We start from the raw sequence: 17,797 nt of genomic DNA on the forward strand, positions 1-17,797 counted from the left end.
CGCGTTGAGAGGAGTCCGGTGCACAAGGTGAACGACGCATACGACTACGACGTCATCGTCGTCGGCTCGGGCTTCGGCGGCTCTGTCTCGGCGCTGCGGCTGACGGAGAAGGGATACCGGGTCGGCGTCCTGGAGGCCGGCCGCCGCTTCACCCGGGAGACCCTCCCCAGGAACTCCTGGGACCTGCGGAACTACCTCTGGGCCCCGGCGCTCGGGCTGTTCGGCATCCAGCGCGTCCATCTGCTGGGCAATGTGATGGTGCTGGCGGGCGCGGGCGTCGGCGGCGGCTCCCTCAACTACGCCAACACCCTGTATGTGCCGCCCCCGGCCTTCTTCCAGGACCGCCAGTGGGCGTCCATCACCGACTGGCAGGACGAACTCGCCCCGTACTACGACCAGGCGAAGCGGATGCTGGGGGTGCGGCTCAACCCGACCATGACCCCCTCGGATGTGCATCTCAAGGCGACCGCACAGGCGATGGGCGTCGGCGACACCTTCCATATGGCCCCGGTCGGCGTCTTTTTCGGCGATGGCGAGGACGCGGACGGCACGGCGAAGACGCGGCCGGGCGGGGCCGTGGACGATCCGTACTTCGGCGGTGCGGGACCGGCCCGCAGGGCGTGCACCGAGTGCGGCGAGTGCATGACCGGCTGCCGCCACGGCGCGAAGAACACCCTCAACGAGAACTATCTCCACCTCGCCGAACAGGCCGGCGCGGTCATCCACCCCATGACGACGGTCGTCGCGATCGCCGAGGACGGGCAGGGCGGCCACAAGGTCACCACAGTGCCCACGGACGCACGGCGCAAGGGACGGCGCAGCGTGCTGCGGGCGCGGTACGTGGTCGTGGCGGCGGGGACGTACGGCACCCAGACCCTGCTCCACACGATGCGCGACCGCGGGCTGCTGCCGCGTATCCCGGCCCGGCTTGGCGAGCTGACCCGCACCAACTCCGAGGCGCTGGTCGGCTCCCAGACCACCGACCGCCGCTACCGGGCGAGGCACGGCGCACGGAAGGCGGACTTCACCCGGGGCGTGGCGATCACCTCGTCCATCCACCCGGACGCCGACACCCACATCGAACCGGTCCGCTACGGCAAGGGCTCCAACGCGATGGGCCTGCTGTCCATCCTCCAGGTGCCGTACGCGGAGCGCCGGGTGCGGGGCTGGCTGCGCAACGCGGTCCGGCATCCCTGGCTGATGGCCCGCTCCCTGTCCAACAGGCGCTGGTCGGAGCGGTCGATCATCGGTCTGGTGATGCAGTCCGTGGACAACTCCCTGACCACCTACCGCAGGCCGCGCGGCCCCGGAAAGGGTCTGCTGACCGCCCGCCAGGGCCATGGCGCCCCCAACCCCAAGCAGATCGCCGAGGGCACCCGCGCGGCCACTCTGCTCGCCCAGGAGATCAACGGCTTCGCCGGCTCGAACGTCGGGGAGCTGATGGGCACCCCGCTGACCGCGCACTTCCTCGGCGGCTGTGTCATCGGCGCGTCGGCTGAGGACGGGGTGATCGATCCCTACCACCGGCTGTACGGCCATCCCGGCGTTTCCGTGGTCGACGGCGCGGCCGTCTCGGCGAACCTGGGCGTCAACCCGTCCCTGACGATCACGGCGCAGGCCGAGCGCGCCATGTCCTTCTGGCCCAACAAGGGCGAACCGGACCCGCGTCCGGCGCAGGGCGAGCCGTACCGGCGGCTCGCGCCCGTGGCCCCGGTGTCGCCCACGGTCCCGGCGGGGGCGTTCGGCGCGCTGAAGCTGCCGTTCCTGGGGGTGCCGGCGGTCCCGCCGAAGCCGTAGCAGAACGGGCGTTGTGGCAACGGAAAGGCGCTGCACCCCCCTCCGAGTGCAGCGCCTTCCCCGTCTATGCGGCGGTGTGCCTCAGCCGCCTACGCGGCTGCCTGCTTACGCGGTCGCGCCGTTGCCGCGACGCTTCAGCGCGAAGACGACGCCCGCGCCGGCGACGACGGCGATGCCACCGGCGATGCCGATGGTCGGCAGCATGGAGTTCGAACCGGTCTCCGCGAGGCTGCCGGTGACCGGGTACTGCTTGACCTCACCCTGCGGCTTGGTGTCCGGACCCGGCTTCGGGTTCGGCTTGCCGTTGTCCGTGCCCGGCTTGGCCTCGCCCGGGTTCTCGTTGCTGCTGCCCGGCTTCAGGACCTCGAAGAAGGCGGAGTCGCCTTCGTGGTCCTCGGCGATGCAGTCCTGGCCGTTCACATCGCCCAGGTAGCCGCCTGCGCCGAAGGAGTAGCCGTCACCCAGCGGTGCGTCCTTGGTGATCTTCACCCGCAGATCGGCCTTGACGAACTCGCCGGCCTTCATGCCCTCGACGCCCCAGAAGTAGAAGCTGTACTCGACGGCCTCGTCGATGTTGATCCACTCGTTGGTGGCGGGGTCGCGGAACTCCAGGTCGACGAACTTGCGAAGCGACTTCGCCTCGTCGTCGACCTCCCAGTTGTCGACCTCGGCGTAGAAGGCGACCTCGCGGAGGGTGACCTTCGACTGGTTCGTGATGGTGAGGCTGAAGTTGTGCCAGCCGCTGCCTGCGACGATCTTCCCGGGCAGCCCGGACACATCGGCGCTCAGAGCGTCCTGCTCGAAGTTCTCGTCCAGCTCCCAGCAGTAGGGCGGGGGCTCCTCTTCGCCCTCCTCGTCCTCGGGCTTGGCGTCGCCCTCGCCCTCGGACGTCTCGGAGGTCTTGTCGTCCTCCTTCTTCTCGCCCTCGCCCTCACCCTCGGGCTTCTTCTCGCCCTCGGCCTCGGAGGCGGGCGTGTCGTTCTGGGACTCGCCGCCCGTCTCCGTACCCGTTTCCGTCTTCGCGTCGCCCTCGGAGGACTCTTCGGACTTCTCGGACTTCTCGGTCTCGGCCGGGGTCTCCGTGTCGTTCTCCGTGGACGGGTTGGTCCCCTCCGCCGGCGTCTTGGACGTCGAATCGGAGGTGGTGGTGCCGTTGTTGCCGTCAGTCGCGTATGCGGCCGGAGCAGCCAGGAACGCGGCAGGGGCTATGACAGCGGTCGCGGCGGCGACAGCCATAGCGCGGCGAAGCTTCAATGTGACCTCGGTGAAGTCCGGCGTGCCGCCCATCGGGAGGCACGAGGTGGTGGGCCTCCCCCGGTGATGTCACGGGCGAGGCTCTTGGTTCCGCATGCATGACCTGTGGCGGGTGGGGTTGGTTGCAGGGAACTCACAGAATCTTTATGTGTTCTGGATCACTTTCACCGGCCGTGCTCGCCGCGGGCGTGGTGCTGTTCCTGGCGGCCCGTCGCCGCAAGGCCGGGCAGGCCGCGTAACTCAGGGCAGACCGCGTAACTCAGGGAAGACCGCTTGACGAGGCGGCTGCACACACGGCAAGGGCCCCGCGGATTCTTCCGCGGGGCCCTTGGCGGTCGGCACCGGCGTCAGGGCAGCGCGGGTGCCGAGATGCGACGCCGGGGGGTTGCGCCGCGTGGGGGAGAGGCGGCCGCCGGAGCACGGACGGTGTGCGGGCGGGCTCGGCCTCAAGAGTCTGGAGGAGGTTCGAGGAGGGGTTCGAGAAGGAGGTGCGAGGCGTGCGGCGGGCGCGGCAGGAGACGTGCCGACGGATGAGTGACGCTGCATTTCCGGGTCGTCGCGGTCGGCTCCGGGCGTCCCCGGAGCCGACCGCTCTTTGGAGTGACCGGGCTGCTGTCCCCTGCCGACCGGTCACGCGCGCTGGGGCGAGGTCCCACGACGTGCCTGCGACACGTCACACGCTCCAGCGGAGCCACGCGTGGTTTCCTTCGAGGCCCGCCCCTGGCTGGCACGGACAACCGGACAACGACGGCCCGCGGCCCGCGGTCACGCTTCGGACGAGTGAGGATGTGCCCGAACTCAGATGCGGCCCCGGCACAGCTCCAGCAGGGTCATCGCCAGCGAGGTGCCCGGCTTGCCCAGGGCGTCGCGGTAGTGGGCGAGGACCTCCATCTCCCGCGCCAGGTTCACCCGCCGGCCGCCGGAGGAGATGCGGGCGTCCTGGATGACGGCTGAGACGGCCATGCGTTCCTGGATCAGGCCGATGATCCGGTCGTCGAGCGCGTCGATGCGCTCCCGCGCACCGGTGATCACGGTCGCGGCTTCGTCGGTGCGCGCGCCGGTGTCGGTCGCGGCAGCTGTGGCGGTCGCTGCGACTGTGGCGGCGGCTGCGACTGCGGCGGTCGTCGCATCGGCTGTGATCGGGGTCATGATCGGGGCTCCTGTCTGCAGTGCTCTGCTGTGCCGGGGCCCCGGAGCCACACGGCCCGGAAACGGCAGGCGCCCCGGGCCTTGTCGGCCCGGGGCGCCTGGGAAGTCGCTTGTCAGTTGCTCAAGCAGACACGACCATGGCAGCCGGCGGGCCGGTTGCCATAGGTAAAGAGGAAGGTCTGCTGCGTGCGCATGCGGACAGTATGGCTCCTGCGGGCGTGCGCCGGGCAAGCCGGGTTCGGATGGTGAGACGAAGAGAGGACCGGCCGCGCCGGTAGAATCGACAAAGAGAACCCCTCCAGAACCCCTTCTCCCACCACCGCCGGAAGGCCGCCGTAGTGTCCTCAGCGCCCCCTGCTGCCGCGCCCGCACCCAGCCCGGACGTCGTCCTCGTCGTGGACTTCGGCGCGCAGTACGCCCAGCTCATCGCCCGTCGTGTCCGTGAGGCACGGGTCTACAGCGAGATCGTCCCGTCCACGATGCCCGTGGCGGAGATGCTGGCCAGGAAACCCAGGGCGATCATCCTCTCCGGCGGGCCCTCGTCCGTGTACGCGGAGGGTGCGCCCCGGCTGGACCGGGAGCTCTTCGAGGCCGGCATCCCGGTTTTCGGCATGTGCTACGGCTTCCAGCTGATGGCCACCACGCTCGGCGGCACCGTCGACAACACGGGAGCGCGTGAGTACGGCCGCACCCCGCTGTACGTCAGCCACTCCGGTTCCACGCTCTTCGAGGGCACCCCGGACGAGCAGTCGGTGTGGATGTCCCACGGCGACGCCTGCTCCGCGGCGCCCGAGGGCTTCACCGTCACCGCTTCCACGGACGTCGTGCCGGTCGCGGCCTTCGAGAACGACGAGAAGCGGCTGTACGGCGTCCAGCACCACCCCGAGGTGATGCACTCCACCTACGGTCAGCAGGTGCTGGAGCACTTCCTCTACCGGGGCGCGGGCATCAAGCCGACCTGGACCACCGGCAATGTCATCGAGGAGCAGATCGCGGCGATCCGCGAGCAGGTCGGTGACAAACGGGCGATCTGCGGACTGTCCGGAGGCGTCGACTCGGCCGTCGCCGCCGCGCTCGTCCAGAAGGCCATCGGCTCCCAGCTGACCTGCGTGTACGTCGATCACGGGCTGATGCGCAAGGGCGAGACCGAGCAGGTCGAGAAGGACTTCGTCGCCGCGACGGGCGTACAGCTCAAGGTCGTCGACGCGCAGGAGCGTTTCCTCAAGGCGCTCGCCGGGGTCTCCGACCCGGAGGAGAAGCGGAAGATCATCGGCCGGGAGTTCATCCGGGTCTTCGAGCAGGCGCAGGCCGAGATCGTCGCGGAAGCCCAGGCCGGCGAGGACGTCGCCTTCCTCGTCCAGGGCACCCTGTACCCCGACGTGGTCGAGTCCGGCGGCGGCACCGGCACCGCCAACATCAAGTCCCATCACAATGTGGGCGGCCTGCCCGAGGACCTGGAGTTTGAGCTGGTCGAGCCGCTGCGCAAGCTGTTCAAGGACGAGGTTCGCATGGTCGGGCAGGAGCTCGGTCTGCCGGAGGAGATCGTGCAGCGCCAGCCCTTCCCGGGGCCGGGGCTGGGCATCCGCATCGTCGGCGAGGTCACGCGCGAGCGGCTGGACCTGCTGCGGGAGGCCGACGCCATCGCCCGTGAGGAGCTCACCGCCGCCGGACTCGACCGGGAGATCTGGCAGTGCCCGGTCGTGCTGCTCGCCGATGTGCGCAGTGTGGGCGTCCAGGGCGACGGCCGTACCTACGGTCACCCGGTCGTGCTCCGGCCCGTCTCGTCCGAGGACGCGATGACCGCCGACTGGACGCGGATGCCGTACGACGTCCTGGCGCGGATCTCCACCCGCATCACCAACGAGGTCGCGGACGTCAACCGCGTCGTCCTGGATGTGACGAGCAAGCCGCCGGGCACCATCGAGTGGGAGTGAGCCCTGTGGTGCCCTGACGGGCGCCACAGACGCGGCAGACACGACGGGCACACCGACGCCGCCGTCCTCCGTATGGGGACGGCGGCGTCGCGCTGTCTATGGCCAGTTGCCCCAGCCGGAGCTACCTTCCGGCCCATGAGCGAGACGCCCCCACCGCTGCCCCCACCGCTGCCCCCGTCGCCGCCCCCTCCGTCCCCGCCCCCTCCGTCCCCGCCCCCGCCCGTTCCCGTCGAGCAGCTCGACTTCGCGATGCCGCCTGAGCATGACTCTCCGGACGACGAGCGTGCCGGTCGCAAGGAGCGGCTCGCGGCCGCCCTGCGGCTCTTCGGCCGCTTTGGATACGAGGAGGGGGTCTCGGGCCATATCACCGCACGGGACCCGGAGTTCGCCGACTGCTTCTGGGTCAACCCCTTCGGGGTGCCGTTCGCGCAGATCACCGCGGGAGAGCTGCTGCTGGTCAACAGCGCGGGGCAGGTCGTCGCCGGGCGTCACCATGTCAACCAGGCCGCCTTCGCCGTCCACGCGGCGGTCCATCTCGCCCGCCCCGACGTCGTGGCCGTGGCGCACACCCATTCGATGTACGGGCGGGCGCTGGCCGCGCTCGGCGAGCTGATCGACCCGATCAGTCAGGAGGCATGCGCCTTCTATGAAGACCATGCCCTGGTCGACTCCTACACCGGGGTGGCCGTCGACGAGGCTGAGGGACGCCGGATCGCCGCCGCCCTCGGCCCACGCAAGGCCGTCATCCTGCGCAATCACGGCCTGCTCACCGTCGGCGACTCGGTCGACGCGGCGGCCTGGTGGTTTATCTCCATGGAGCGCTGCTGCCGCATCCAGCTGCTGGCACGGGCGGCGGGCAAGCCCGTCCTCATCGGAGCCCGTGACGCTGCGGCAACCCGTGAGCGGCTGGGGAGCGATCTGGTCGCCTGGATCAGTTATCAGCCCCTGTGGCGGCAGGTCAGCAGGGAAGAGCCCGATCTGCTGAGCCGGCACGCCGACTGAGGCGGCGCATTCGGCGAGGTCGCCGTCCGGTGCGGCCGCCGTTCGGCGAGGCCGCCGCCCGGTGAAGCGGCGACTCCGAGTGTTGCGACCTCCCTGAGCACGGCTGTGGGCGGTTTCCGGCGGTATGGGGCGGCATCCTGTGGCATTCGGCGGTATGTGCGGTGAGCCGCCATGGGCCCGCATACGTATGGTCAGTTGATAGGTCAACCGTAGGCGTGGCAGGTGGGACAAGGTGGACAGGTGGGACTGACGATGACACCAATGCAGCGGATGACTACGACATACGGCATGGCGGACGGGGGCAGACAGGGCGGCTGGAAGGCGCTGGCCAGCCGGTACGCCCTGCTGCCCCTGCGCGTCTTCCTCGGCGTGACCTTCATCTACGCCGGGCTCGACAAAATCACCGACAGCAGCTTTATGTCGGCCAGCGGCACCGGCTCGATCGGGGAGATCATGCGCTCCGTGCGCGATACCTCCGCCGTGCCGTGGCTGGTGGACATCGCCCTGGAGAGCCCTGTGGGCTTCGGCTATGCCATCGCCTGCGGGGAACTCATGGTGGGCATCGGCACGCTCTTCGGGATCATCGCCCGTCTGGCCGCCGTCGGCGGCGCGCTGATCTCGCTGAGCCTGTGGCTGACCGTCAGCTGGGCGACCGATCCGTACTACTACGGCAACGATCTCGCCTATCTGATGGCCTGGCTGCCGCTGGTGCTCGCCGGGGCGCCCATGTTCTCGGTGGACGCGCTCTGGGCGGAACGGCGACGTATGCGGTAGTGCACCCAGGCCGCAGCCCCAGCCAGGAACAGTCCGCCGAAGACGATGGGGAACACCGCGAACCAGGGGGTGTGCCATGCGTCCGCCGCATCGCCCGCGTACAGCAGCGCGGCGGTGAGCGCGGCGAGCCCCGCGATCAGCCTGGCGGGCCGGAGCGGATGCCGGAACCGGCCGCCGCTGTCGCGGTCGTACCCCTGCGGGACCGGCATCGGCTCGGGATGTGAATCAGCGTGCTGCACGGGTGACCTCCACCTGTCCGATGCCCACGTCGAGGCGCAGCTCCAGCGTCCCGGACGGCTCTGCCCCGTCCGGGGCGGGGAGCCGGTGCTCCCGCTCCAGCCCGGGCTCGACGTCTATGTCGTCCGCCGCGTCCCCCGGCAGTTGAACATCGCCGAGGCCCGCCTCGACGTCCAGCGTCACCGGAGCGTCCTCGGGCAGCACAACTCTCAGCTGCCCCGCCCCGACCTCCGCCGACGTCGAGACCGTGCGGCCCGCCGGGATGGAGAGGGCGGAAAGATCGAGCGTGCCGACGCCGGTGCCCAGCTCATACTGCGACTGCACGGCGGAGACCGTGTCCGGCCGCCACTCGGTGCGGACCCAGTGCGTGCTGATCTCCTTGGGCAGGGCAGCCGCACCCGCCAGCAGCACCGCCGTGACCATGGTGAGCAGGACGGTGCCAAAGCCTGTGCGGCCTATCAGCGCGCTGACGAGCAGCCCGAGCCCGAACACCGCGAGCGCGCAGACGAGACCGATCTGCAGACTGGTGCCGAGCGGATTCCCGTCCCAGGACAGCCCTGTGCCCAGCCCGCCCGCGACCAGCGCGAGCAGGAAGGTGACGCCGCCGATGCCGCGCGGGCCACGCGGTGGGCGGGGCGCTGCCCACACATCGCGGCCGCTGCGGAAGAGCGGAGGGCCGCCGTCGGCGGCGGCCACGCTCTCCGGGCCCCACAGATAGCCGGTGGGAACCGGGCCCGTGCTGCCGTCCTTCACGATCGGGTCACGCCACCAGGAGGGGCTCTCGGGGACCGGCGGCGCCGTGGCCTCGGGCGGGGCCTCGGCCGCGGCCTGCGCGGCGGCGGGGTCGAGCGGCACGCCGTCCGGCGCGCTGACTCTGCGGCGGTGGGACCAGTAGGCGGCCCAGCCGACGGCGATGGACAGCAGCACGGCGAACGACAGCATGTTGTCGTTGTGCAGCATCGACAGCAGCAGCCCGCAGCCGACGAGCGCGAGCAGCACCGCGGCCAGCGATGCTCCGGTGACCCGGCCCGACAGCAGCCGGCGCGCCTCGTTCTCCTCTTCTCCCTCCAACGGGATCAGCAGCCAGGCGAAGCCGTAGAAGACGAGGCCGATGCCGCCGGTGACGGAGAGCACCCCGACGACGATGCGGAATATCACCGGATCGATGTCGCAGTACCGGCCGAGGCCGCCGCACACCCCCGCGAGCGCCTTGTGCTCCGCGGACCGCCGCAGCGGCCCCGCTGCGGGAAGCGCCGAGGCCGCCGCGTCCTCCGCGGAGTCCGCATGGGCATCCGGGCCTGCGGCTGCCCCGTGCGGGCGGGAGGCACGGTGGCCGTGGGGCGGCATGGTCGGCTGGTTCATACGTCCATGGTGACGGGCCGCCCAGCCGGGCGGCACCGGGCCCGACCCTGGCCGATCCCTGATATCGGCCCCTGGCCCGCATCGGGGGTCCGCGCCGGGGTCCGCCGGGGCGGTTTCAGGGTCGGGTCAGGGGACGCCCCTGATACCGGCGCCCGCCCGGACGTGTGACCATCGGAGCATGCCCGCCGTCACGCCCCGAGCCGCCGCTGCCTCCCGCGCCCCTGCCCCGGAGGAGCAGCCGGCGCGCAAGCTGTACCGCAGCGCTGACGGGCGGATGCTCGGCGGCGTGGCCCGCGGTCTGGCCGGGCATCTGGGCCTCCCCGTCGTCTGGGTGCGGCTCGTCTTCCTCGCGCTCTTCCTCGCCGACGGCCTCGGAGTGCTGCTGTACGCGGTCTTCTGGATCGTCGTGCCGCTCGGCGTCGGCGGCAGGACCGCCGAGCCCCGCTCCGTCTTCGAGATCACCCCCGGCGGCCGCCGCAGACTGCGCAAGCCTGACAAGGGTCAGATCGTGGCGCTGGTCGCTCTGCTCATCGGTTCCGCGATCTTCGTCGGCAGCGTCGACATGGGCGGCAGCACCGGCCGCTATATCTGGCCGATCCTGCTCGTCGGCGCGGGCGTCGTGCTGGTCTGGCGGCAGGTGGACAACGCCCGCCGCGCCCGCTGGGCCGATCTGCCCACGGACAGCCGCCGCCGCGGGCTGCTCCAGATCGGCCGGGCGGTCGCCGGAGTCGCCCTCGTCGGCCTGGGGCTGACCGTTTTCGTCGTGGTCCGCGGCTCCGCCGCACAGCTGGGCAATGTGCTCACCGGCGCCATAGCCGTCATCGCCGGAGTCGCCCTGCTCGCCGGGCCCTGGCTGGTGCGGATGACCCAGGACCTCTCCGAGGAGCGCACGATGCGCATCCGCGCCCAGGAGCGCGCCGAGGTCGCGGCCCATGTCCATGACTCCGTGCTGCACACCCTCACTCTCATACAGCGCAACGCCCATGACGGCTCGGAGGTCCGCAGGCTCGCCCGCGCCCAGGAGCGCGAGCTGCGCAACTGGCTCTACAAGCCGGAGGGCACCGGCAAGGAGGAGGACGAAGAGCCGGACTCCGTCGCCGAGGCCGTCAGAAAGTCCGCCGCCGAGGTCGAGGACAAGCACGGCGTTCCGCTTGAGGTCGTCGTGGTCGGCGACTGCCCCCTCGACGAGGGACTCGGCGCCCAGATGCAGGCCGCGCGCGAGGCGATGGTGAACGCCGCCAAGTACGGTGGCGGAGGCGGCCCCGTCCAGGTCTACGCGGAGGTCGAGGGGCGTACGGTCTTTGTGTCCGTACGGGACCGGGGTCCGGGCTTCGACCTTGACGCGGTGCCCGGCGACCGCATGGGCGTCCGAGAATCGATCATCGGCCGGATGCAGCGCAACGGCGGCACGGCGCGGCTGCGTTCCGCGCCCGGGGAGGGCACGGAAGTGGAGCTTGAGATGGAGAGGGCGGCGAGCGAGGAATGACCGAGGAGACCACTGCCGAGGAGACGGCCGTCGAGCGGCGGGTGCGGGTGGTGCTCGTCGACGACCACCGGATGTTCCGCACCGGAGTGCAGGCCGAGATCGGTCAGACGGAGCGCACCGGAGTGGAGGTGGTCGGCGAGGCCGCCGACGTCGACCAGGCGGTCACCGTCATCACGGCGACCCGCCCCGAGGTCGTGCTGCTCGACGTCCATCTGCCGGGCGGCGGCGGGGTCGAGGTGCTGCGCCGCTGTGCCCCGCTGATGGCGGCCGCCGGGAATCCGGTGCGCTTTCTCGCGCTGTCCGTCTCCGATGCCGCGGAGGACGTCATCGGCGTGATCCGCGGCGGCGCCCGCGGCTATGTCACCAAGACGATCACAGGCACGGACCTGGTCGATTCGATCTTCCGGGTGCAGGAGGGCGATGCCGTGTTCTCGCCGCGGCTCGCCGGGTTCGTCCTGGACGCGTTCGCCTCCACGGACGCGCCGCCCGTGGACGAGGATCTGGACCGGCTGACCCAGCGAGAGCGCGAGGTACTGCGGCTGATCGCACGCGGCTATGCCTACAAGGAGATCGCCAAGCAGCTGTTCATCTCGGTGAAGACGGTCGAGTCGCATGTCTCCGCGGTATTGCGCAAGCTCCAGCTGTCGAACCGCCATGAGCTGACGCGCTGGGCGACCGCCCGCCGGCTGGTCTGACGATCTGGGCATCCGGCCGCAGGGCGGGCTGCACGGGCCCGGCTGCGCCGGCCAGCTACGCGGGCCGGCTACGCGGGCCGCGTCGCGCCCGCGAAGGGCATCTGGTCGATCGGCGCGATCCGCACCGTGTCGCCCGGCTTGGGCGCATGGATCATCTGGCCGTTGCCGATGTAGATGCCGACATGGCTGACGCCGGAGTAGAAGAAGACCAGGTCGCCCGGGGCGAGTTGGGAGCGGGTGACCCGCCGGCCCGCATTGATCTGGGTGTAGGTGGTGCGGGGCAGAGAGACCCCGGCGGAGCGCCATGCCGCCTGGGTGAGCCCTGAGCAGTCGAACGACGCCGGTCCGGTCGCGCCCCACACATACGGCTTGCCGAGCGCCCCGTAGGCGAAGGAGACGGCCTGTGCGGCACGGGAGTCGGCGGCCTTCGCGGGGGCGGCGGCCGGTGTCTGGGCGGATGTCCGCGCGGGCGCCGGCGCGGCAGCCGGCCCGGTCTGCTCGGCGGCGCGCGCCCCGGAGGCGCGCGGCGTCGCAGCCCGGGCGTCGCCGCTGCTCTCGCCGGCCGCTGTGCCTTCGTACGCGGCGCGCTGGCGGGCGGTCAGCCGGTCCATCAGCCGCTGGGCGGCCGTGAGCTTCTCCTGGGCGGTCGCCTTGTGGCGGGCGAGGTCCGACTGCCGGGCCTTGAGTGTCTCCACCCGCTCTTCCGCGCGCGCCTTGAGCTGCCCGATCTCCATGAGCTGCCGGTGCACCCCGGCGATCGCCCCGGCCTGCAGCTCGCCGACGCGGCCCGCGAGTTCGGCGCGCTCCAGATACTCGTCGGGGTCCGAGGTGAGCGCGAGCTGCATGCCCGGGTCCATGCCGGCCGCGCGGTACTGGGCGGTGGCGAACGACCCCAGCCTGTTGCGCGAGGCATTGAGCTTCTCGGTTTTCCGCGCCGCCTCGTCGCGCAGCTGATCCAGCTCCCTGCGCGCTTTGGCGGTCGCTTCCTTCGCGCCGTTGTGCTTCTCGGCCGCAGCCTCCGCCTCCTGGTAGAGCTGGTCGACCTTGGCCTTGATCTGCGCGGGCGTGAGGGCCTGCTCGGCGTGGGCGCCGCCCTCGAAAGCGGTCGCCGTCGCCGCCGAGGCGAGGGCGAGTGTGGCGGCGGTACGGGCGGCGGGCCAGGCCAGGGGGTTCTGCTTGGGTTTCCGGTGCGCTGCCACGACGGCGTCCACGTCCTTCCGTTTTCCCTGCGGACCCGGCGGCGGGTCCGCACAGGGGGAGCGGGCCGCCGCCGGGTCTTCGGCGGGGCGGCCGACGTCCGCCGGGGCGGCCCGGCGGGTGGTGGGAGTCGGCCACCTGCCGCAGGACGCTAGACCTGGCGGTCACGGCCGAGCAGCGTATGGACCGCTATTGCCCGAAGGTGGACAGGGGCGTGCGCATTGGGATCGGGTGGATCGTGGGGCGGGGCCCTTTGCCGCTGTGGGCTGACCAATGCCCGGGAAAGCGCTCGACCCGCCCGGAGAGTGGTGGTATGGGCCGGGCTAGGCTCCGCTTCATGGACGTACTCATCAATGTCTTCGTCGCCCTGCACATCATCGGCATCGCCTCACTGCTCGGCGGCTTTCTGACCCAGATGAAGGCGATGAGCGCGGGCACGGCGCGCTTCACCCCGGCGATGCTGCACGGCGCGCTGACCATGCTGATCACCGGGGTGGCGCTGGTCGGTCTCAATCAGGCCGACGATCAGACGGTGAACAACCTCAAGGTCGGCATCAAGCTGGCGGTCCTGGTCGTCATCCTGGGCCTGGTGTACGTCAAGCGGGACGAGGAGAGGATCGACAAGCCGCTGTTCGGCGCGGTGGGCGCGCTGACGACGGCCAATGTCTTCATCGCCACGCTCTGGACCTGACCTCTGTCACACGGGGCGCCTGGCGTCTGTCACGCGGGCGCCCGGTCTCCGTCACGCGGGGCGCACGCTGCCGTAGATGGGCATGTAGTAGATCGACTCCTCGCGCACGTTCGCACCGGGCTTGGGCGCGTGGATCATCATGCCGTCGCCGATGTAGATGCCGACATGGCTGATGTCGTCGTAGAAGAAGACCAGGTCGCCCGGGAGCAGATCTTCCGTCGCGACCCTCTTGCCGGCCTTCACCTGGTCCCAGGTGGTGCGCGGAAGGGAGACCCCGGCGGCCCGCCAGGCGGCCTGGGTCAGCCCTGAGCAGTCATAGGACGACGGGCCGCTCGCGCCCCAGACGTATGGCTTGCCGAGCTGGGCGCGGGCGAAGTCCAGGACTTTGCCGGCCTTGGCCGCGTAGCCCGCGTCCGTGTCGCCGCCGGACGCCGTGCCCGACCCGGACTCAGTTCCGCTTCCCGTCCCGGAGCCCTGGCTCTGCCCCTGCTGTCCCTGCTGTCCCTGCTGCTCCTGTTGTGCCTGCTGCTCCTGCGCGCGCCTGCGCTCCCTGTCGGCCTCCGCGGCGGCTGCCGCCTCCGCTTCCGCCCTGGCCTGCGCCTCGGCCTTGCGGCGCGCCTCCTCCGCCTTCCTGCGCTCGATCTCCGCGAGTCGCGCCTTCTCCTCAGCCGTCAGCTTCGACAGCAGCTCGCGCGCCTCGCGCAGCTTCGCCTGGACCTCCTGCTTCCCGGCGCGCAGCGTCTCCTGTGACGCGGTGAGCGCCTCCAGGCTCTTCGCCGCCTCGGCGCGCTGCTTCGCGGCCGCGGCACGCTCGGTCTCATAGGCGGAGACCGCGCTGCGCTGCCGGTCGCTCAGCCGCTCCATCAGCTGCGTCTGGTCGAAGTACGACTGCGGGCTGTCAGCGAAGACCAGCGCGGCGGTCGGAGCGACCGCCCCCGAGCGGTACTGCGCGGCGGCGTAGCCGCCCAGCGCGCGCCGTGACTCGTTCAGCGCCTCGGTGCGCTCCGCCGCTTCGTCGAGCAGCTTGCCGACCTCCCGCCGTTGCTCGGCGGTGGCCTCCTTGGCCCGGTTGTACTTCTGAGTGGCGGTCCCGGCCTGCCGGTACAGGTCGTCGACCTTCTTCTGCACGTCCTCTATGGACGGCTTCGGCTCGGCGGGCGCGGCGGGTGAGGCGCTCGCGTTCTGGGAGGACAGCAGGGTGACGCCGGCGAGGGCTGCGGTGGTGAACCCGACGGCGGGGGTGGATATCGCGGTACGGCCGCGGGGCTTGCGATGCGACGCCAAGGCCGACATCTCCTTCTTCCGTGAACCGCCTACCGGGTTAGCTGACGGGTTCGGGCGGGGACGGAAGGCTGCCCTACGGACCGGCGAGAGTCCGATTCACCCCGATTGTGCTGGGTGGTTCCCCGGTTCCGAACTTCCCTGCGGAAAGCCCGGATTCGGCGTGGGCGACCCGGTTGGCGTGGTTCGCCATGGCGGTGCGGGCTCGCTTGGTCGAGCACGCTAGCCAACCCGTGTGGTTGCTGTGAAGGTTGATGTTCGAAATGTCCGATACATTTTCGTGACCTCAGCGAGATCTGGCCGTTTACCGCCGGTAGGGCTGACGGCGTCGCCGCCGGTCACTGACCGGATGTCGTCGTTCCGTCGCGCACGGTACGCGCAAGCCCGCCGCCCACGGCTGGCTCCGGCCCGCCCGGGGTCTGACTCAATGCGGCCCCGGAGTGTCAGAGCGGACGCCTAGACTTTGAGAGCGATGAGCAGCCTCTTTGACGACAGCTTCCTGGCGGACCTCCGGCCCCCCGAGGACGAGCACCCGCCGCCGCCCGAGGACAGGGCCCCGGAGCCGGTTCCGGACGACCTCTTCCAGGGCGCCTACGACGTGCCCCCCGCGCGGGACGCGTACTACCGCGACGGCGCGCCCCGCCCTGTCGTGGACCCCGCCGCCCTGCTGGAGGGGCTCAACGAGCAGCAGCGCGCCGCCGTGGTGCACTCCGGCTCGCCGCTGCTCATCGTGGCCGGCGCGGGCTCCGGCAAGACGCGGGTGCTCACCCACCGCATCGCGCATCTGCTGGCCACCCGGCATGTGCACCCCGGGCAGATCCTGGCGATCACCTTCACCAACAAGGCCGCCGGGGAGATGAAGGAGCGCGTCGAGCAGCTCGTCGGCCCGCGGGCGGGCGCGATGTGGGTCTCCACCTTCCACAGCGCATGCGTGCGCATCCTGCGCCGCGAGTCCAAGAAACTCGGCTTCACCTCGTCGTTCTCGATCTACGACGCCGCGGACTCCAAGCGGCTCATGGCGCTGGTCTGCCGGGACCTGGACCTCGACCCCAAGAGGTTCCCGCCCAAGTCCTTCAGCGCCAAGATCTCGAATCTGAAGAACGAGCTGATCGACGAGGAGACCTTCGCCGATCAGGCTGCTGACAGGTTCGAGAAGACCCTGGCCGAGGCGTACCGGATGTACCAGGCGCGGCTGCGCGAGGCCAACGCCCTGGACTTCGACGACATCATCATGACCGCCGTCCATCTCCTCCAGGCGTTCCCGGATGTCGCCGAGCACTACCGCCGGCGCTTCCGCCATGTCCTGGTCGACGAGTACCAGGACACCAATCACGCCCAGTACACGCTCGTGCGCGAACTGGTGGGGGAGGGGTACGAGGACCTGCCGCCCGCCGAGCTGTGCGTGGTGGGCGACGCCGACCAGTCGATCTACGCCTTCCGCGGCGCGACCATCCGCAACATCCTCCAGTTCGAGGAGGACTACCCGGACGCCACCACCATCCTGCTGGAGCAGAACTACCGCTCGACGCAGACCATCCTCTCCGCCGCCAACGCCGTCATCGAGCGCAACGAGAGCCGCCGCCCGAAGAACCTGTGGACCAACGCGGGCGCCGGCGCGCAGATCACCGGTTATGTCGCCGACACCGAGCACGACGAGGCGCAGTTCGTCGCCGACGAGATCGACCGGCTGACGGACGCGGGCGAGGCGAAGGCCGGCGACGTCGCCGTCTTCTACCGCACCAACGCCCAGTCCCGTGTCTTCGAAGAGGTTTTCATCCGTGTCGGCCTGCCCTACAAGGTCGTCGGCGGAGTGCGCTTCTACGAGCGCAAGGAGGTCCGGGACGTCCTCGCGTATCTGCGCGTCCTGGCCAACCCCGAGGACAGCGTCCCGCTGCGCCGCATCCTCAACGTTCCCAAGCGGGGCATCGGCGAGCGCGCCGAGGCGATGATCGAGGCGCTGGCGCTGCGCGAGAAGACCAGCTTCCCGCAGGCGCTGCGCCGCGTGGACGAGGCGTACGGCATGGCGGCCCGCTCCGCCAACGCCGTCAAGCGCTTCAACGCCCTCATGGACGAGCTGCGCACCGTCGTGGAGTCCGGCGCGGGCCCCGCCACCATCCTGGAGGCCGTCCTGGAGCGCACGGGCTATCTCGCCGAGCTCCAGGCCTCCACCGACCCGCAGGACGAGACCCGGGTCGAGAACCTCCAGGAACTGGCCGCCGTGGCCCTGGAGTTCGAGCAGGAGCGGGGTGAGGCGGAGGGAGCCGGGACCCTCGCCGAGTTCCTGGAGCAGGTGGCGCTGGTCGCGGACTCCGACCAGATCCCCGACGAGGACACGGAGGGCTCCGGCGTCATCACGCTGATGACGCTGCACACGGCCAAGGGTCTGGAGTTTCCGGTCGTCTTCCTCACGGGCCTGGAGGACGGCGTCTTCCCGCATATGCGGGCGCTTGGGCAGACCAAGGAACTGGAGGAGGAGCGGCGGCTGGCCTATGTGGGCATCACCCGCGCCCGTGAGCGCCTGTATCTGACCCGTTCGACGATGCGCAGCGCCTGGGGCCAGCCGTCGTACAACCCGCCCTCCCGATTCCTTGAGGAGATCCCCGGGCAGCATCTGGAGTGGAAGCGGACCGGCCCCGCGGCCGCTCCCGCGGGCCCGACCGCGGGGATCGCTTCCTCGCTGAGCGCCGCTTCAGGCTCGCGTGGGGGCCGCGGAGCGCCGGGCTTTGCCACGCGGCGCGCAGGCGAGAAGCCGGTGATCGCGCTGTCGGTGGGCGACCGGGTCACCCATGACCAGTTCGGTCTGGGTACGGTGATCGAGGTGAAGGGCTCCGGCGGCGACGCACAGGCGACGATCGACTTCGGCGACGCCAAGCCGAAGCGGCTGCTGCTGAGGTACGCACCGGTCGAGAAGCTGTGACGTCGTGAAGCTGTGACGTCG

Annotated in this window: 14 protein-coding genes and 1 riboswitch; of the genes, 8 read left to right on the forward strand and 6 right to left on the reverse strand. The window is 70.8% G+C overall.

All coding sequences use genetic code 11. The annotated features are described in order from the left end of the window. The first annotated feature begins 18 nt into the window (after positions 1-18). Positions 19-1,797: a GMC family oxidoreductase N-terminal domain-containing protein gene (locus OF819_RS09440; protein WP_267242941.1), complete on the forward strand. Its 1,779-nt coding sequence runs from the start codon at positions 19-21 to the stop codon at positions 1,795-1,797. 105 nt (positions 1,798-1,902) lie between these two features. Here OF819_RS09440 and OF819_RS09445 read toward each other — a convergent pair whose 3' ends face one another. Together OF819_RS09445 and OF819_RS09450 are read right to left on the reverse strand one after the other, a co-directional pair. After that, positions 1,903-3,033: an LPXTG cell wall anchor domain-containing protein gene (locus tag OF819_RS09445; protein WP_267242942.1), complete on the reverse strand. Its 1,131-nt coding sequence runs from the start codon at positions 3,031-3,033 to the stop codon at positions 1,903-1,905. Between the two features lie 816 nt (positions 3,034-3,849). Beyond that, positions 3,850-4,200 (reverse strand): chorismate mutase, encoded by a 351-nt coding sequence (locus OF819_RS09450; protein WP_267242943.1) that lies wholly within the window; start codon positions 4,198-4,200, stop codon positions 3,850-3,852. 338 nt (positions 4,201-4,538) lie between these two features. On the opposite strand from OF819_RS09450, the gene guaA reads away from it, so the two are divergent. The 3 genes from guaA (at position 4,539) to OF819_RS09465 (ending at position 7,910) form a co-directional block, all read left to right on the forward strand. After that, complete coding sequence (guaA, locus tag OF819_RS09455) at positions 4,539-6,134, forward strand: glutamine-hydrolyzing GMP synthase (RefSeq protein WP_267242944.1); 1,596 nt, start codon at positions 4,539-4,541, stop codon at positions 6,132-6,134. 135 nt (positions 6,135-6,269) lie between these two features. Beyond that, the gene (locus OF819_RS09460) at positions 6,270-7,136 is read left to right on the forward strand and encodes a class II aldolase/adducin family protein (protein ID WP_267242945.1); all 867 of its coding nucleotides are present in this window, start codon (positions 6,270-6,272) and stop codon (positions 7,134-7,136) included. Positions 7,137-7,406: 270 nt separating this feature from the next. Next, complete coding sequence (locus OF819_RS09465; protein ID WP_267242946.1) at positions 7,407-7,910, forward strand: DoxX family protein; 504 nt, start codon at positions 7,407-7,409, stop codon at positions 7,908-7,910. On the opposite strand, the gene OF819_RS09470 is transcribed toward OF819_RS09465, so the two are convergent. Together OF819_RS09470 and OF819_RS09475 are read right to left on the reverse strand one after the other, a co-directional pair. After that, a complete protein-coding gene (locus tag OF819_RS09470; RefSeq protein WP_323748911.1) occupies positions 7,820-8,149 on the reverse strand; it encodes a hypothetical protein in 330 nt (109 codons plus the stop codon). The two genes, OF819_RS09465 and OF819_RS09470, sit on opposite strands and share 91 nt — an antisense overlap. Beyond that, positions 8,136-9,509, reverse strand: a complete 1,374-nt coding sequence (locus OF819_RS09475) for a PspC domain-containing protein (protein ID WP_267242947.1) — start codon at positions 9,507-9,509, stop codon at positions 8,136-8,138. The genes OF819_RS09470 and OF819_RS09475 overlap by 14 nt, the downstream gene beginning before the upstream one ends. Before the next feature lie 178 nt (positions 9,510-9,687). On the opposite strand from OF819_RS09475, the gene OF819_RS09480 reads away from it, so the two are divergent. Next, the gene (locus tag OF819_RS09480) at positions 9,688-10,995 is read left to right on the forward strand and encodes an ATP-binding protein (RefSeq protein ID WP_267242948.1); all 1,308 of its coding nucleotides are present in this window, start codon (positions 9,688-9,690) and stop codon (positions 10,993-10,995) included. Continuing rightward, entirely contained in the window at positions 10,992-11,690 is a 699-nt protein-coding gene (locus OF819_RS09485) for a LuxR C-terminal-related transcriptional regulator (RefSeq protein ID WP_267242949.1), read from the forward strand. Before OF819_RS09480 ends, OF819_RS09485 begins: the two co-directional genes overlap by 4 nt. A gap of 68 nt (positions 11,691-11,758) precedes the next feature. On the opposite strand, the gene OF819_RS09490 is transcribed toward OF819_RS09485, so the two are convergent. Beyond that, positions 11,759-12,889 (reverse strand): C40 family peptidase, encoded by a 1,131-nt coding sequence (locus OF819_RS09490; RefSeq protein ID WP_267243053.1) that lies wholly within the window; start codon positions 12,887-12,889, stop codon positions 11,759-11,761. Between the two features lie 335 nt (positions 12,890-13,224). Between OF819_RS09490 and OF819_RS09495 the strand changes: the two genes are divergently transcribed. Then, a complete protein-coding gene (locus tag OF819_RS09495; protein ID WP_267242950.1) occupies positions 13,225-13,578 on the forward strand; it encodes a hypothetical protein in 354 nt (117 codons plus the stop codon). 51 nt (positions 13,579-13,629) lie between these two features. On the opposite strand, the gene OF819_RS09500 is transcribed toward OF819_RS09495, so the two are convergent. Continuing rightward, entirely contained in the window at positions 13,630-14,871 is a 1,242-nt protein-coding gene (locus OF819_RS09500) for a C40 family peptidase (protein ID WP_267242951.1), read from the reverse strand. A gap of 2 nt (positions 14,872-14,873) precedes the next feature. Then, positions 14,874-15,033: riboswitch (cyclic di-AMP (ydaO/yuaA leader) on the reverse strand. A gap of 298 nt (positions 15,034-15,331) precedes the next feature. On the opposite strand from OF819_RS09500, the gene pcrA reads away from it, so the two are divergent. Further along, positions 15,332-17,776, forward strand: coding sequence for a DNA helicase PcrA (gene pcrA / locus OF819_RS09505; RefSeq protein WP_267242952.1), 2,445 nt, complete (start codon positions 15,332-15,334; stop codon positions 17,774-17,776). Positions 17,777-17,797 lie beyond the last annotated feature (21 nt).

The organism is Streptomyces sp. PR69, from assembly GCF_026420845.1.
Taxonomy (GTDB): Bacteria; Actinomycetota; Actinomycetes; order Streptomycetales; family Streptomycetaceae; genus Streptomyces.